The organism is Bradyrhizobium sp. JYMT SZCCT0428, assembly GCF_018131075.1.
Taxonomy (GTDB): Bacteria; Pseudomonadota; Alphaproteobacteria; order Rhizobiales; family Xanthobacteraceae; genus Bradyrhizobium.
In genome coordinates, this window is the sequence record NZ_JAFCLS010000061.1 from 24,238 (window position 1) to 40,690 (window position 16,453).

Below are 16,453 nucleotides of genomic sequence, written 5' to 3' on the forward strand. Positions count from 1 at the left end.
CTAGCGCGCTGCAGCAAGCCGGCTGGCCGGCTTGCTGCTCGGCGGTTTCGCGGCGACGTGGCGCTTCGCCGTGCCGGACTTGGCCTGAACGACCTGTTTCTGCCGCTTCTTCACATTGGCAGCCGCTACCTTCGTTCCGCCGCGGCGGGACGCATATTCCGGGCCGTCGATCGGGCCGACATGCGGTGGATCGAAGGCGAGATACGGCCGGCCGATCCCGTACTGCTTTCCGTTCGCATCGACCCATTTCCACAGCGCTTCGGTCGAAGCCCATCGCTGCGCGCGATTGGCGCCGTTGACGCTCACGATATCGGCCGCAAGCCCGCGGCCATAGCCGCCGCGCAGGCTGCCGCCGTGAAACGACCGGTTGGCCGCCGCCTTCAGGCCGCTTGCGATCGATTGGCGGTAGTCGTCGCGGAAGGCGCTGGTGATGCCGGGTCTCAGTCCGGCGGCCTCGGCGGCGTAAAGCGTATGAAACAGCTTCACCTTGAAGCTGCGATCCATGCCGCCGATCACGTAGTCCATCATCGGCATGCCGACTCGTTCAGCCGCCTTCGGATCCTTCCAGGTGAAATCGTTGTCGACGAGCTTGGTAAAGCTTCTGGTGACCGTCACCAGTTTGCCCTTCCTCTTGATCGTCACTTTCCTGAGCTCACGCTCCTTGGTGGTGTCCTCCTTGGGCGTCCGCTGGTAAAGCGCCCACAGAAATTGGTCGATGCAGGCTTCGGCCAGCTGGCATTCGCCGACAAGCTCGACGCGGCCGGGCGTCGTTGCGGCGGCGGCCATGCCTGCGGTTGGCGCTGGGATGGTCGGGATTTCCGGCGGCAGAATTTCCGCTGGATCGCTCAGCGCGGCCACGACGATGGTTGGCTGCTTGTCCGGGGCGGCTGTGGCGGCGACGGCCACCTCCGGATTGGACGTGCTAGCGGCTGGCGCCTGGACGGTCGGGACTACCGGCGGCAGAATTTCCGCCGGATCGCTCAGCGCGGCCGCGACAATGGTTTGCTGTTTGTCCGGGGCGGCTGTGGCGGCGGCCGCCTCCGGATTGGCCGTGCTTGCGGTTGGCCCCTGGACGGTTGGGATTGCAGGCGGCAGAACTTCCGCCGGATCGCCCAGCGCGGCCACGACGATGGTTTGCTGCTTGTCCGGGGCAACTGGGGCGTCGATCGCCACCTCCGCCAGAAGTTCGGCGGCCTTTGCAACGTCAGCACTCTTGATGATCGGATTGCCTGTCGTAACGGCTGGATGGCCCATCGCGGAGGCCCGCGGTGCGGCTACCAAGGCGGCATTGGCGGCAAGAGATGGTGCGAGGCGGTCCACGACGCGCACCGCGTTGACCTTCTCGGTGCCAGTCAAACCGACGACGCCAAACCACACCACAAGTCCGCTCGTGAAAACGAGCGTGGGCCACATCTCGGTGGCAAGCCGACGCGGGTTCATGATTCCAGCCTCCAAGGCTCGAGTCAGTTCACAGCTAAGCACGCGACACCGCTAATGTTTCGGCTCACAATGTGGGCGTGCAAGGGCGGAAACGGTTGTGACAGCACGGTTTCCGGGAACTGTTGCCGGAGTGCAACGCGCCGGCCGACCCTGGTTCGGGCGTGCTTCGCTGCGCAATTTGACTGAAATTGCTGATACCGGTGGACATCACCGCCGGCCGCGACCATATCGCTGACACCAAGTGCGGATCGGCAACAGATTGCCGAACCGCCGGCAGGGAGGAAATAAGTATGAGTGACGGCAAGACCGGGCTGCAACTGCGTTCGCTATTGAAGAAGAGCGGCGAACTCGAGCTATCGCTGGCCAGCGTCCCGACTCCAGAACCGGCCGACGATGAAGTCGTGGTTCGCGTCGAGGCCTCGCCGATCAATCCGTCCGACCTCGGGCTTCTGATCGGCCCCGCCGACATGTCGACGGCCAAGGTCTCGGGCACCAAGGACCAGCCCGTGGTCACCGCAAAAATGCCGGAAGCCGTGATGCGGATGATGGGCGCGCGGCTCGATCAGTCGCTGCCGGTCGGCAATGAGGGCGCCGGCACCGTGATCCGGAGCGGATCATCCGATGCCGCCAAGGCGCTGCTGGGCAAGACGGTCTCGATCATCGGCGGCGCGATGTATTCGCAATTCCGCACCATGAAGGTGAGGGACGTGATGGAGCTGCCCACCGGCACCACCGCTGCCGACGGCGCGTCCTGGTTCGTCAATCCGCTGACCGCGCTCGGCATGACCGAGACCATGCGGCGTGAAAATCACAAGGCGCTGGTGCATACCGCAGCCGCCTCAAACCTCGGCCAGATGCTCAACAAGATCTGCATCAAGGACGGCATCGGCCTCGTCAACATCGTGCGCAGCAAGGAGCAGGCCGCCATCCTGCACAAGATCGGCGCCAAATATGTCGTCGATTCCACCGCCGACGGCTTCATGGACGATCTCACCAACGCGTTGGTGGAAACCGGCGCCACGATCGCGTTCGACGCGATCGGCGGCGGCAAGCTTGCGGGCCAGATCCTCACTTGCATGGAGGCCGCGGCCAACAAGACCGCCAAGGAATACAGCCGCTACGGCTCGAATGTGTTTAAGCAGGTCTATATCTACGGCAGCCTCAACACCGCTCCGACTGAGTTGAGCCGCGCGTTCGGCTTGACCTGGGCGGTCGGCGGCTGGCTGCTCACACCGTTCCTGCAGAAGATCGGCCCGGCCGACATCGGCAAATTGCGCCAGCGCGTCGCCTCCGAACTCAAGACCACGTTCGCGAGCCACTACACCAAGGTGGTGTCGCTGCAGGAGACGCTCGATCTCGCCAATATCGACGTCTACAACAAGCGCGCCACCGGCGAGAAATTCCTGATCAATCCGAGCAAGGCTTGATTAAGGGTCCCGCCAGCACAGACAGGCCGTCCGCACGGGCGGCCTGTTTTGCTTTTGCCCTCAATTACGCAAACGCTGCGTTTCCAAAATTGCACATTTCATGCACTTGCATGGTTCCGCCGATCTGGCGTAAGTGAGCGCAGGCGCTTCAGCTTCAAAAGGGAATTCCAATGGCTCACACCATCGTCACCATCGTCGGCTCGCTCCGCAAGGAGAGCTTTTCTCTCAAGATCGCCAATGCCCTGGCCAAGCTCGCGCCGGCCTCGCTGAAGCTCGACGTCACGACGCTGGAGGGGATTTCCTTCTTCAACCAGGATCTGGAAGCCGCCCCGCCGGCCGACTGGCTCGCGTTCCGCGAAAAGCTGCAGAAGTCGAACGGCGTGCTGTTCGTGACGCCGGAATATAACCGCTCGATCCCGGGCGTCCTGAAGAACGCCATCGACGTCGGCTCGCGCCCCTATGGCAAGAGCTCGTTCCTCGGCAAGCCGGTCGGCATCGTCAGCAACTCCCCGGGAGCGCTCGGCGGCGTCAGCGCGGCCAAGCATCTGCAGAACATCCTGCCGGGTATCTCCGGTCCGATTCTGGGCCAGCCCGAGATCTACCTGAACGGCGTCGGCGATGCCTTCGACGACAAGGGCGCCCTCACCAAGGAAACGCTGCAGAAGACGCTGCAGCAGTATATCGATGCATTCGCGGCCTTTATCGAGAAGCAGAACCGGTAAGCCGCACTCTCAGCGTCATTGCGAGCTAACGGGTCGCGCGAACGCGCGCCCGATGACAGGCTCCGCGAAGCAATCCATCTGTGCGCGCCATGGATTGCTTCGTTGCGCTCGCAATGACGGGGGTGCCATTTGTGCACCGTGTCCGTCATCTTAGGCTTCCATTAACCTGACCGTCGCATCTTGGCGTCATGGTCTCCCGCACCCGACTGAAATCGATATTGACCGGGCTCGCCCTCTACACGATGGCGGCGCTGATGGTCGGCTATTTCGGCGTCAATGCCTATACCGGCAAATACGGGCTCAACGCGCGGCAGGAGCTCGATCAGGAGATCATCGCGCTGACGTCCGAATTGGCGCGGCTGAAGCGGGAACGGGCCCAGGGCGAACAGCGCGTTTCGCTGCTCCGCTCAGACCGGGTCGACCCCGACATGCTGGACGAGCGCGCACGCTTCCAGCTCGACTACGCCAACCCGCGCGACCTGATCAAGGTCCTCAAGCCGAACTGACTTCAGGCTACGTGCCGCTCGCGCGCCCCGACTGTTACGCCGGGATGACGGCCGACCGGATTCCGCAAATTTCAAAATCTCGCGATATCGATTACAAAAATGTCGCGCCGCGTTGCACTGCGGCATAGCAATATTTTCCCGAGCGCACGCAATCCTTTCACGGCGGTTTGAGTTGGGTTAGAGAGGCTGATCTTCTCTCGCATCCGGAAATGCCATGGCCGTACCCAAGAAAAGCGTCACGAAGGAATCAGGGCAGGAAAATGGGCAGGAAAAAGGGAGCGCGAAGGGCTTCAGCGCCCCACCGGAATTCACCAAGGCACAGGAACTGGCAGCCCTTCGGGACATGCTGCTGATCCGCCGTTTCGAGGAAAAGGCCGGCCAGCTTTACGGCATGGGCGCGATCGGCGGCTTCTGCCATCTCTATATCGGGCAGGAAGCCATCGTCGTCGGCATGCAGATGGCCCTGAAAAAGGGCGATCAGGTCATAACCGGGTACCGCGACCACGGGCATATGCTGGCCTGCGGTATGGAAGCCAAGGGCGTGATGGCCGAATTGACCGGACGCCAGGGCGGCTATTCCAAGGGCAAGGGCGGCTCCATGCACATGTTCAGCAAGGAGCAGAATTTCTACGGCGGCCACGGCATCGTCGGCGCCCAGGTTTCGCTCGGGACAGGGCTCGCCTTCGCCAATCGCTACCGCGGCAATGATTTCGTCAGCCTGGCTTATTTCGGCGACGGCGCCTCCAACCAGGGGCAGGTCTATGAGAGCTTCAACATGGCGGAGCTCTGGAAGCTGCCGGTGATCTACATCATCGAGAACAACCGCTACGCCATGGGCACGTCGGTGACGCGCTCGTCCGCCCAGACCGATTTCTCCAAGCGCGGCATTTCCTTCAACATCCCCGGCGAGCAGGTTGATGGCATGGACGTGCGTGCGGTGAAGGCCGCCGGCGACAAGGCGGTGGCCCATTGCCGCGCCGGCAAGGGGCCGTTCATCCTGGAAATGCAGACCTATCGCTACCGCGGCCATTCGATGTCGGATCCGGCGAAGTACCGGACCCGCGAGGAGGTCGAAAAGGTCCGCCACGACCAGGATCCGATCGAGCAGGTGCGCAACCGCCTGCTGGCGGCCAAGGTCACCGAGCAGGAATTGAAGGCCATCGACGCCGAGGTGCGCGAGATCGTCAACGAGTCGGCGGATTTCGCCCAGCACGATCCCGAGCCCGATGCGTCCGAGCTCTGGACCGACGTCTATCGTTGATACGCGTCCAACAAAGTAGCGCAGAACAAAACTAAAGAGTGATCCCCGGGAGCTGATATGCCCATTCAAGTATTGATGCCTGCGCTTTCGCCAACCATGGAGAAGGGCAACCTTGCCAAATGGCTGAAGAAGGAAGGCGAGACGATCAAGTCGGGCGATGTCATCGCCGAGATCGAAACCGACAAGGCGACGATGGAAGTCGAGGCGACCGATGAGGGTACGCTCGGCAAGATATTGATCCCGGAAGGCACCAACGACGTCGCGGTCAACACGCCGATCGCGACCATTTTGGCTGACGGCGAGAGCGCCGCCGATCTCGGCAAGGCCGCGGCACCGGCTCCTGCGCCCAGTGTCGCGAAGGAAGTCGAGGAGTCCCGTGCGCCGGTCGGCGAAGGCAAGCCGATGATATCGGCGCCGAAGGCGACCGCGGCGCCCGCTGCGGTGGCCGAGCCCGATCCGGAAGTGCCTGAGGGCACCGAGATGATTTCCCAGACCATCCGCGAAGCGCTGCGCGACGCCATGGCCGAAGAGATGCGGCGCGACCCCGACGTGTTCATCATGGGCGAAGAGGTCGCCGAATATCAGGGCGCCTACAAGGTAACGCAGGGGTTGCTCCAGGAATTCGGCGCCAAGCGCGTGATCGATACGCCGATCACCGAGCATGGATTTGCCGGCGTCGGCGTTGGCGCGGCGATGTCCGGCCTGAAACCGATCGTCGAATTCATGACGTTCAATTTCGCGATGCAGGCGATCGACCAGATCATCAATTCGGCGGCCAAGACGCTGTACATGTCCGGCGGCCAGATGGGCTGTTCGATCGTGTTCCGTGGCCCCAACGGCGCGGCGTCCCGCGTCGCCGCCCAGCACAGCCAGGATTATTCAGCCTGGTACTCGCAGATTCCGGGATTGAAAGTGGTCGCGCCGTTCTCGGCCGCTGACTACAAGGGCTTGCTGAAAGCCGCGATCCGCGATCCCAACCCGGTGATCTTCCTCGAAAACGAGATGCTGTACGGCCACACCGGCGAGGTCCCGAAACTCGACGACTACGTGATCCCGATCGGCAAGGCGCGCATCGTCCGCTCCGGCGGCCACGTCACGCTGATCTCCTGGTCGAACGGCATGAGCTACGCGCTCAAGGCCGCCGACGAGTTGGCAAAAGAAGGCATCGAGGCCGAGGTGATCGACCTGCGCACGCTGCGCCCGATGGACACCGACACCATCATCGCCTCGGTCAAGAAGACCGGCCGCGCGGTGACGGTGGAGGAGGGCTGGCAGCAGAGCGGCGTCGGCGCCGAGATCGCCGCCCGCATCATGGAGCACGCCTTCGACTATCTGGATGCGCCGGTGGCGCGGGTGTCGGGCAAGGACGTGCCGATGCCCTATGCGGCGAATTTGGAAAAGCTCGCATTGCCCAACGTCGCCGAGGTGGTCGCCGCCGCCAAAGCCGTTTCATACCGGTAAGGTCCGATGGCCGGTCCCAAGGAGCAACCCTTACCGCCCGACGTCATCGGTCGTGACGACGCGATCGAGGTGCTGCGCGCCTTCGTGGTCGATGGCGGGCTCTCGATCGCGTTCCAGCGGGCGTTCGAGGAGCCGGATATGTGGGGCCTGCTGCTGGTCGATATCGCGCGCCATGCGGCGAGGGCCTATGCGCGCGAAAGCGGCCACACCGAGGACGAGGCGCTGGCGCGTATCGTCGAAATGTTCGAAGCCGAAATAAATCGGCCGACTGACGTGGGTAACACCACGCTGCGGTCGCAACAGGGTCACTGACAATGCCGATCAACATTTTGATGCCCGCGCTGTCGCCGACGATGGAAAAGGGCAACCTTGCCAAGTGGCTCAAGAAAGAGGGCGACAAGGTCAAGTCCGGCGACGTGATCGCCGAGATCGAGACCGACAAGGCGACGATGGAAGTCGAAGCCGTCGACGAGGGCACGATCGCCAGGATCCTGGTGCCTGAAGGCACGCAGGACGTTCCCGTCAACGACATCATCGCGGTCCTGGCCGGCGATGGCGAGGACGTGAAGGCGGCCGGAGCCGCGACTGCGCCAGCCGCTAAAGCGGCTCCTGCACCGGCTGCAGCTCCTGCCGCAGCCGCACCGGCGCCTGCCGCCGCGCCCGCGCCAAAGCCCGCAGCAACCGGGCCGACGCAGGCTGCCGCACCGCAGGCGGCGGCTTCCGCCCCGCAAGCCGCAACTCCTCAAGCCAATGGCCACGCCCGCGTGTTCTCTTCGCCGCTTGCCCGGCGCCTCGCAAAAGAAGCAGGCATCGAACTCGGGCGTATCAACGGTTCGGGTCCGCACGGCCGCATCGTCGCGCGCGACGTCGTGGACGCCAAATCCGGTAAGGGCCTCAAGGCGCCAGCCGCGGCCCCCGCCGCCGGACCCTCGGTCGCGCCGTCGATGTCGGACAAGCAGATCCTCGCGCTGTTCGAGGAGGGCTCCTACGAAGTCGTGCCGCATGACGGCATGCGCCGCACCATTGCGCAGCGCCTGACGGCGTCAGTGCAGACCGTGCCGCATTTCTACCTGACGATGGACTGCGACATCGGAAAACTGCTCGCCGCGCGCGAGGAGATCAATGCCGCCGCGCCGAAGGACAAAGAGAAGAAGCCGCTCTACAAGCTCTCGGTCAACGACTTCGTCATCAAGGCGATGGCGATCGCGCTGCAGCGGATTCCGAATTGCAACGTGAGCTGGACCGAAAGCGGCATGCTCAAGCACAAACATTCCGACATCGGCGTTGCCGTGGCGATGCCGGGCGGCCTGATCACGCCGATCATCCGCAAGGCCGAAACCAAGTCGCTCTCTACCATCTCTGCCGAGATGAAGGATTTCGCCGCGCGCGCCCGCTCGCGCAAGCTGAAGCCCGACGAATACCAGGGCGGCACCACGGCGGTGTCCAACCTCGGCATGTTCGGCATCAAGGATTTCACCGCCGTGATCAACCCGCCGCACGCGACCATCCTCGCGGTCGGCACCAGCGAGGAGCGCGCGGTGGTGCGGGCCGGCAAGATCGAGGCCGCCCACATCATGAGCGTGACGCTGTCCTGCGATCACCGCGCGGTCGACGGCGCGCTCGGCGCCGAACTGATCGGCGCCTTCAAGATGCTGATCGAAAATCCTGTGATGATGATGGTGTGAACCGTCATTGCGAGCGCAGCGAAGCAATCCATTTCACCACCGGAAACATGGATTGCTTCGTCGCAAGTGCTCCTCGCAATGACGGAAGCGAATAGTCCGGTTGAATGATGAGAATGAGCGCATGGCCGACACTTCCTTTGACGTCATCATCATCGGCTCCGGCCCCGGCGGCTATGTCACCGCGATCCGCGCGGCGCAGCTCGGCTTCAAGACCGCGATCGTCGAGAAATCCTATCTCGGCGGCATCTGCCTGAACTGGGGCTGCATCCCGACCAAGGCGCTGTTACGCTCGGCGGAAATCTACCACTACATGCAGCACGCCAAGGATTACGGGCTGTCGGCGGAGAAGGTATCCTACGATCCGAAGGCGGTGGTGCAGCGCTCGCGCGGGGTCTCGAAGCGCCTCAATGACGGCGTCGGCTTCCTGATGAAGAGGAACAAGGTGCAGGTCATCTGGGGCGACGCCTCGATCGACGCGCCGGGCAAGGTCACGGTGAAGAAATCCGCGGTCGAGGCGCCGAAGGGCACGCTGGGCGAGGGCGCCTATCAGGCCAAGCACATCATCCTTGCGACCGGCGCACGGCCGCGCGTGCTGCCGGGGCTGGAGCCCGACAAGAAACTGGTCTGGACCTATTTCGAGGCGATGGTGCCGGACAAGATGCCGAAATCGCTGCTGGTGGTGGGCTCCGGCGCGATCGGCATGGAGTTCGCTTCGTTCTTCCGCACCATGGGCTCCGAAGTGACGGTTGTCGAAGTGCTGCCGCAGATCCTGCCGGTGGAAGACGCCGAAATATCGAAGTTCGCCCACAAGGCGTTCGAGAAGCAGGGCATCAAGCTCCTCACCAATACCAAAGTCACAAAACTCGACAAGAAGAGCGACAGCGTCATCGCCACCATCGACGACGGCAAGGGCAAGACGCAGAGCATCGAAGTCGAGCGGGTGATCTCAGCCGTCGGCGTCGTCGGCAATATCGAAAACCTCGGGCTGGAAAAGCTCGGCGTCAAAACCGATCGCGGCTGCGTGGTGATCGACGGCTATGGCAAGACCAATGTGCCCGGCATCTACGCCATCGGCGACGTCGCAGGTCCCCCGATGCTGGCGCACAAGGCCGAGCATGAGGGCGTGGTCTGCATCGAGGCGATCAAGGGCCTGCATCCGCACGCGATGGACAAGAACCTCATTCCCGGCTGCACCTATTGCCATCCGCAGGTCGCCTCGGTTGGCCTTACGGAGGCCAAAGCGAAAGAGGGCGGCCACGAAATCCGCGTCGGGCGTTTTCCGTTCGTCGGCAATGGCAAGGCGATCGCGCTCGGCGAGGACCAGGGCCTGGTCAAGGTGATCTTCGACAAGAAGACCGGCCAGTTGCTCGGCGCCCACATGATCGGCGCCGAAGTCACCGAACTGATCCAGGGCTACGTCGTGGCGATGAATCTGGAGACGACGGAGGAAGAGCTGATGCACACCATCTTCCCGCATCCGACGCTGTCTGAAATGATGAAGGAAGCGGTGCTCGATGCCTATGGCCGCGTGCTGAACATGTAGCTTGTCATGCGCGGGCGCCCCGCGCATCCATCAAAAAGAAAACGCTTGATTCAACGGGATGGATTGCCGGGTCAAGCCCGGCAATGACAGCAGAGAACCAAATGCCGTCGGTGCAACGAGAAAGAACAAGCCCGTGAAAGACAACGATAACCTGACCATCGAACGCCCGACGTTCGTCACCCATCTCGAATGCGCGATGGAGGGCGATCATTATCCCGCCGACCAGATCCACAATCTCTCCAAGGCGAACAAGCCGCTGCTGGTGCGCTACGATCTTGCCGGCGTGAAGAAGGCGCTGAGCAAGGACGCCTTGTCGCAGCGGCCGGCGGACATGTGGCGCTACCGCGAGATGCTGCCGGTGCGCAAGGTCAGCGACATTGTCAGCCTCGGCGAGGTCACGACGCCGCTGATCCGGCTGCCAAAGCTCGGCAAGAAGCTCGGCGGCGGCGAGATCATCGTGAAAGACGAGGGCCGTCTTCCCACCGGTTCGTTCAAGGCCCGCGGCCTTGTGATGGCGGTGTCGATGGGCAAGGCGCTCGGCATCAAGCACATGGCGATGCCGACCAACGGCAATGCCGGCGCGGCGCTCGCCGCCTACGCCACCTCCTGCGGCATCAAGACCACGATCTTCTGCCCGGCCGATACGCCGGAAGTGAATGTCAGCGAGATCGAGCTGCAGGGCGCCACGGTCTATCGCGTCAACGGCCTGATCGATGACTGCGGCAAGATCGTCGGCGAAGGCAAGGCCAAGGCGGGCTGGTTCGACACCTCGACCCTGAAGGAGCCGTACCGGATCGAAGGCAAGAAGACGATGGGGCTGGAGCTCGCCGAACAGCTCGGCTGGGAAGTGCCCGACGTGATCTTCTATCCGACCGGCGGCGGCACCGGCCTGATCGGGATGTGGAAGGCGTTCGCCGAACTCGAGGCCATCGGCTTCATCGGTTCAAAACGTCCGCGGATGGTCGCCGTGCAGGCCTCGGGCTGCGCGCCGATGGTCCGCGCCTTCGAGAACGGCACCGAGCACGCGCCGCGCTGGGAGGACGCCCACACCATCGCGTCCGGCATTCGCGTGCCGCAGGCGGTCGGAGATTTTCTGATCCTGCGCGCGGTCCGCGAGAGCAAGGGTTTCGCCATTGCGGTCGATGACGAGAAGATTTCTGCTGCGCTGGGCGAAGTCGCGCGCGAGGAAGGCTTTTTGTTGTGTCCGGAGGGCGCTGCGACCTATGCTGCCTACAAGCAAAGCCTTGCCGACGGCCGCGTCACGAAAAACGATCGCGTGATGCTGTTCAATTGCGCGACAGGGCTTAAGTATCCGTTGCCGCCGGTCACACGTACGCTCGATCGTCATCAGCCGATCGACTACGCGCAATTCTGATTGTCGCGCGGCGCCATTTTGATGGAGCCTTTATGATGCGAAGTTTATTTCTGACGGTGCTTGCGGTGTTGACGTTCGGCGGCGCCGCGGTCGCGCAGAATTTCCCCTCGCGTCCCATCACCATCATCGTTCCGTTCTCCGCCGGCGGCCCGTCGGACGTGATGGCGCGGATCCTGGCCGAGCGCATGAAGGCGACGCTCGGCGAGGTCGTCCAGATCGAGAACGTCACCGGCGCGGGAGGCTCGATCGGCGTCGGCCGCGCGGTTCGGTCAGCCCCTGACGGCTACACGATCAGCTTCGGCCATCTCGGCACCCATGTCGCCAACGGCGCGATCTACAACAAGCTCGGCTACGACCTCGTCACCGATCTCGAGCCGGTCGTGCTGTTGCCGAGCAACACCATGATCGTCGTCAGCAAGAATGCGGTGCCGGCGAAATCGCTGAGTGAATTACTGGCATGGCTGAAATCGAGGCCCGAGCCGGCGGCGACCGGTACCGCCGGCGCCGGATCGGGCAGTCACATCGCCGGGCTCTATTTCGAGAACGTCACCGGCATCAAGCTGCAATATGTGCCGTATCGCGGCACCGGACCGGCCATGAACGACCTCGTCGCCGGACAGATCGACATGATCGTCGATCAGCTCTCCAATTCGATCAACCAGGTGCGCGCCGGAACGATTCGCGGCTATGCCGTCACCGACACCAAGCGCTCGGAATCCGCCGCCGACATCCCGACCGCCGAAGAGGCGGGCCTCGGCGGATTTCACATGACGCTATGGTCGGGCTTGTGGGTGCCGAAGGGCACGCCGAAGGAAATCGTCACCAGGCTGAATGCCGCCGCCGTCGAGGCGTTGAACGATCCGGCGGTGCGCAAGCAGCTCGAAAACCTCGGCCTGCAAATGACGCCGAAGGACAAGCTGACGCCCGAAGCGCTTGGTGAGTGGCAGAAGGCGGAAATCGCAAAATGGTGGCCGATGATCAAGGCCGCGAATGTGAAGGTGGATTGAATACCGCTGTCGTCCCGGCCTCGAGCACAGATGCGCAATTGCGCATCGGGGGACCCATACGCCGCGGCAGCAATTCTTTTGCGTGCTGGTCGTTATCTTCCTTTTCTAACAACATCGGCCGCGGCGTATGGGTCCCGGATCGCGCTTCGCTTGTCCGGGACGACGGTGAGAATTATCGCGCCGCGGTCGCTGGCATCGCCGGCGCTGCATTTGTCTCCTGCGTCGCGACACGCTCGCCGGTCTTCGCCGCTATCGCTGTGCCGCTGTCGAAGCGGACGCGGTAGACCGCCAGATTCTCGATCACGCGCTGGACATAGTTTCGCGTCTCGGAGAACGGAATACGCTCGACCCAGTCGACCGGGTCGACCTTGGGATCGCGCGGGTCGCCATATGCCTTGATCCAGTCCCGGACCCGGCCGCGGCCGGCGTTGTAGCCGGCGAAGGTCATAATGTGCGAGCCCTTGTATTCGCTGAGCAGGGCGCTGAGTTCGCCGGCGCCCATTTGGGTGTTGTAGACGGGATCGGAAACCATCCGGTCCCAATCATATTTGACGCCGAAGCGCTTGGCGGTGTCGCGTCCGGCTTCCGGGGTGATCTGCATCAGCCCGACCGCATTGGCGTGAGACTTGTCGCGCTGGTCGAACGCGCTCTCGGTGCGGGCCACCGAATAGATCATGCCATGCTCGATTTCGGGCGCGATCTGCTTATGAGGCGGAATCCCGATCGTCGGAAATGCAAAATGGTCGAGCGGCAGCCCGCGGCCGAGCGAGGGTTTTCCGATCTGCAGCATCGCGCGGGCATCGTTGCGGCGGCCGGTGAGTTCGCCGAGCGCTTCGAGCAGGGTGACGTCGGAGCTCTGTTCGCCGAGATCGGTGACGAAATAGAGCACGACGTCGCGCTCGCCGATTTCGTACAGCATGTCGGCGGCGCGAACGCGTTCGTCGATGCTCGAAGCGTCGGCCGACGCGAGCGCCGGCGAGGGTGGGCGCAATTCGATCTTGTCGCGGCCAAGTTTTGCGTGCGCGAGCTGGCCGTAATAGGCAGTCGGGTAGCGTGCGGCTGCTTCATAGCTTGCGCGCATCATGTCGTTGTTGCCAAGGGCTTCGGCGGCCCGCCCGCGCCAGTAATTCGCCCGCGACAGCACGGTTGGATTGGCCTGGCCCTCGTCGATGCGGGCGAAATGCTCGCGCGCGCTAATGGGTTCATCGAGATAGCGCAAGGCGATCCAGCCGCACATGAAGTGGTAGTCGGACCGGTAGTATTCGTTGGCCGCCAGCGCCGCGGGCTGGATGACCTGGTAGGCGGTCAGGAATTTACCTTCGTCGAGCAGCTTGCGGGCGAGCGAGCGCCGCTCGCGCCACCATTGATCGGTATCCTGCAGCGCCATCGTCTCAGGCCGCGCCGCCAGCATCAGGCGGGCGGCGTCATCAATGCGCTTCTCGGCGAGCATCCACTGGATCCGGCACAGCGTGTAGCCGAGATCGGCGCGCGCGTCGGCCGGGACGTCGTCGAGCGCATCCTTGGCTTTGTTGGATTTGCCCCTGACCGCGGCACAGGCCTTTACGATCGCCAGGTCGTCGTCACCGAGGAGTTTTGCGGCACGCTTCGCGCCGGCGAGATCCTTGGCGCCGATGCGCTTGTCCATGCGCGCGCGGTGATCGTCGCGGGTGAGCAGGTCGCCGAACAGCTCCAGCACGTCGGGTTCGACACGATCAGACAATTCGTCCGACCGCCACGCGTCGCGCACCAGCCGGCCCGCGCCGTCGCGATCACCTTCGCTGAGCTTGACGCGCGCGAGCGCCAGCTTGCCCCTGGCGCTGATCGGCGCTTCACCGGTGAAGCCGCGAACCTTGGCGCCATCGGCGCGCTCCTGCCACAGCCGCGCTTCGGCCCGCCGGCGCAGCTGCGCCGCGCTCGGCCATTCCGGATTGGCGGCGATGAAGGCGGCATAGCGGCTGAAATTCGCCGTGGTCTCGGAGTGGCGCAGGATGAACCATTCGACGAGCTTCTGGGCGGCCGGATCGGCGATCCTGTTGCGCGTCGTGGTCGCCTCGTCGGTCTTCGCCTTGCGCGCGAGATTGATCGCTTCCTTCACCAATGCAAGGTCGCCGGTCAGTGCTGGAGCTGCCTCTTTGGATTCCTTGGCAGTTTCTTTGGGAGCAGGGGCGTCCTTTGCACGCTTTGACTTCTTCTTCGCGTCGGCATGTTTCGCGTTCTTCGCAAGTTTCGCGTGGCGGCGCTTTTCGACCGCGGCGTTGCGTTGCGGACCAGCATCCTTTTTCGCATCGAGCGTTTTCTTTGCATCGTGCGGCTTCTTCGCATCGTGCGTTCTTTTGGCGGGTTGCTGTTTGGGATTGGTCCGCGCCGTCGCCTCAGGCGCGAACAGGGCGAGCGCTGTTGCGGCGAGAAGACAGGACAGTGAGCGCAAGCAACGGTTCATTCCATGGTGCTCCCCATGAGTCACAAACCAAGAATCGCACGTCGCGTGCGGCCCGAGCCGTCCGAGAGGTAGCATGAGATCGATTAATCAATTGTCGCATCGGCGCAACAGCGCGCGGGAAACCGCACGGCAAATGGAACCCGAAGGTCGATGGAATCCAGCAGGGCGGCTGACCTATTTGGGTGTCTGCAGTTCGTGCGATGAGGCCCATTCGTCCGCTTGGGACGGGGCTTTCAGGTCGTCGGGCCGCTTCAAGGCTGCAAGCCGGAACAGGCCAACGACCACGATTGCCGCGAGGACAATGGCGGCGGCGCAGAGCGCCTGTAGCGAGGTCCACATGGCAGCACCAAGCTTGCTGCCCCACGAATAAAACCGGATGGGGCCGGGTGGTGTTCCCAGAACCAGAACAAGCCGCCGTGATGTGGAACCAACATTTCCCGGGGAACTTGGTTTAGTCCATCGGGCGATTACCGCTGATTTGCGCCCGATGCGGAATGGCGGCCCCAGCCATTTGCCTCCTCCCACTGGGGCCGCTTCCTTACCGGTTTTCGCTCCCCCAACAGAAGATGCGGCCGCCCCGGAACGAATGACACTTATGTCGGTTAGCGGACTCGCGGGGTAAGCTCAGATGAGCAAGCAAAGCGAAGATCTCCGAGACCAGGCCCGACGAGCAAGCCGCCTCGCGCTGACGGTCAGCGACCTCGAGGCCTCGGTGAAACTGAAAGAATTGTCGAGACAGTACGACGCCGACGCGGAGAGGTTGGAGAAAATCGACAGCCCGGCGTCCGGCACGACGCGTGGTGACCTTCAAGGATGAGAGTATCTCCGGTTCAGGGGCGTCCCATGTACCCTTGGCGGTTTGGCGAATTCGACAATGTGATGGACGACGCGCTCAATATCGCGATGGACTATCTCATTCGCACTGAGCAGGCCGTCGAATTCCGGGAGACGCAGACGGTGGCCGCAAATGCCATCGCGGACGCCTGGCGCGCAGGTGTGCGCAGTCGCATGCGGCTTACCAACGCGGCGATAAGGGCGGTCGAACAACACCGCGATACATCGGGAAACCCTTAGCGTACAACATGGCGGCCGAGCGAAACGCGACTGCCGCGCTCCTGACCGCGAGGAACCCGACACCGCGCGTAGCGCACGACGCCTTTGGCCGGCGTAGGAGCGGGTGACGCTGGAGAACTCGCCGTTGAATGCCGCTCATGGCGCTGTGCCATATCGCGCTGACGGCAGGTAATGTGCGACAAAACAACCCGACGGGCAAATCAGTTCCGATTTACAGAATTCGTGTCAAGCCCCAAAGTAAAAAATATTTCCGTTTACCAGAAGACAAATCAGGTGCATATCTTTGTCTATCCCGTCCTCCTCAGAAGGGCGTCGGCCGTCGTCACGGACGTTGGACGGGTTGCGGTGGACGCTGGTTTGCGCTGAGACGATGGCGCGGACTAAGCGTACGGCAAAACCGTGTGGTCCTGGCGCCCGTTGCAGGCGTCAAGCTGTCGGAGAAGCGCGAGCTGAACCGGCAGCGACGGAGTCAACCAAGAACTCGTCTCCGGGGAGATCACGGCATAAGCCGT

15 protein-coding genes are annotated in these 16,453 nt (G+C 63.1%); 12 read left to right on the forward strand and 3 right to left on the reverse strand.

Features of this window, described 5'->3' with window-relative positions; translation table 11 throughout:
- Complete coding sequence (locus JQ575_RS38015) at window positions 1-1,440, reverse strand: hypothetical protein (RefSeq protein ID WP_212038309.1); 1,440 nt, start codon at window positions 1,438-1,440, stop codon at window positions 1-3.
- Between the two features lie 290 nt (window positions 1,441-1,730).
- Here JQ575_RS38015 and JQ575_RS38020 point away from each other — a divergent pair, with 290 nt between their 5' ends.
- The 10 genes from JQ575_RS38020 (at window position 1,731) to JQ575_RS38065 (ending at window position 12,427) form a co-directional block, all read left to right on the forward strand.
- The gene (locus JQ575_RS38020; RefSeq protein ID WP_212038310.1) at window positions 1,731-2,867 is read left to right on the forward strand and encodes a zinc-binding dehydrogenase; all 1,137 of its coding nucleotides are present in this window, start codon (window positions 1,731-1,733) and stop codon (window positions 2,865-2,867) included.
- Window positions 2,868-3,037: 170 nt separating this feature from the next.
- The gene (locus JQ575_RS38025; RefSeq protein ID WP_212038311.1) at window positions 3,038-3,589 is read left to right on the forward strand and encodes an NADPH-dependent FMN reductase; all 552 of its coding nucleotides are present in this window, start codon (window positions 3,038-3,040) and stop codon (window positions 3,587-3,589) included.
- Between the two features lie 188 nt (window positions 3,590-3,777).
- The gene (locus tag JQ575_RS38030) at window positions 3,778-4,095 is read left to right on the forward strand and encodes a septum formation initiator family protein (protein ID WP_192739542.1); all 318 of its coding nucleotides are present in this window, start codon (window positions 3,778-3,780) and stop codon (window positions 4,093-4,095) included.
- Window positions 4,096-4,309: 214 nt separating this feature from the next.
- The gene (gene pdhA / locus JQ575_RS38035; RefSeq protein ID WP_212038312.1) at window positions 4,310-5,356 is read left to right on the forward strand and encodes a pyruvate dehydrogenase (acetyl-transferring) E1 component subunit alpha; all 1,047 of its coding nucleotides are present in this window, start codon (window positions 4,310-4,312) and stop codon (window positions 5,354-5,356) included.
- A 57-nt stretch (window positions 5,357-5,413) separates the two neighbouring features.
- A complete protein-coding gene (locus JQ575_RS38040) occupies window positions 5,414-6,817 on the forward strand; it encodes a pyruvate dehydrogenase complex E1 component subunit beta (RefSeq protein WP_212038313.1) in 1,404 nt (467 codons plus the stop codon).
- A 6-nt stretch (window positions 6,818-6,823) separates the two neighbouring features.
- Window positions 6,824-7,129 carry a DUF5076 domain-containing protein gene (locus JQ575_RS38045; RefSeq protein WP_192739539.1) on the forward strand — a complete coding sequence of 102 codons (306 nt, stop codon included), beginning with the start codon at window positions 6,824-6,826 and terminating at the stop codon, window positions 7,127-7,129.
- Between the two features lie 2 nt (window positions 7,130-7,131).
- Window positions 7,132-8,502 (forward strand): pyruvate dehydrogenase complex dihydrolipoamide acetyltransferase, encoded by a 1,371-nt coding sequence (locus tag JQ575_RS38050; protein WP_212038314.1) that lies wholly within the window; start codon window positions 7,132-7,134, stop codon window positions 8,500-8,502.
- 121 nt (window positions 8,503-8,623) lie between these two features.
- On the forward strand, window positions 8,624-10,045 hold the full coding sequence (lpdA, locus tag JQ575_RS38055; RefSeq protein ID WP_212038315.1) for a dihydrolipoyl dehydrogenase: 1,422 nt from the start codon (window positions 8,624-8,626) through the stop codon (window positions 10,043-10,045).
- Window positions 10,046-10,178: 133 nt separating this feature from the next.
- The gene (locus JQ575_RS38060; protein ID WP_212038316.1) at window positions 10,179-11,420 is read left to right on the forward strand and encodes a threonine synthase; all 1,242 of its coding nucleotides are present in this window, start codon (window positions 10,179-10,181) and stop codon (window positions 11,418-11,420) included.
- 35 nt (window positions 11,421-11,455) lie between these two features.
- On the forward strand, window positions 11,456-12,427 hold the full coding sequence (locus JQ575_RS38065; RefSeq protein ID WP_409364869.1) for a tripartite tricarboxylate transporter substrate binding protein BugD: 972 nt from the start codon (window positions 11,456-11,458) through the stop codon (window positions 12,425-12,427).
- 172 nt (window positions 12,428-12,599) lie between these two features.
- Here JQ575_RS38065 and JQ575_RS38070 read toward each other — a convergent pair whose 3' ends face one another.
- On the reverse strand, window positions 12,600-14,867 hold the full coding sequence (locus tag JQ575_RS38070; protein ID WP_212038318.1) for a lytic transglycosylase domain-containing protein: 2,268 nt from the start codon (window positions 14,865-14,867) through the stop codon (window positions 12,600-12,602).
- Window positions 14,868-15,041: 174 nt separating this feature from the next.
- Window positions 15,042-15,206: a hypothetical protein gene (locus JQ575_RS38075; RefSeq protein ID WP_212038319.1), complete on the reverse strand. Its 165-nt coding sequence runs from the start codon at window positions 15,204-15,206 to the stop codon at window positions 15,042-15,044.
- A gap of 289 nt (window positions 15,207-15,495) precedes the next feature.
- Between JQ575_RS38075 and JQ575_RS38080 the strand changes: the two genes are divergently transcribed.
- Window positions 15,496-15,684 carry a hypothetical protein gene (locus JQ575_RS38080; RefSeq protein WP_212038320.1) on the forward strand — a complete coding sequence of 63 codons (189 nt, stop codon included), beginning with the start codon at window positions 15,496-15,498 and terminating at the stop codon, window positions 15,682-15,684.
- 62 nt (window positions 15,685-15,746) lie between these two features.
- Window positions 15,747-15,941, forward strand: a complete 195-nt coding sequence (locus tag JQ575_RS38085) for a hypothetical protein (protein ID WP_212038321.1) — start codon at window positions 15,747-15,749, stop codon at window positions 15,939-15,941.
- The last annotated feature ends 512 nt before the right edge of the window (window positions 15,942-16,453 follow it).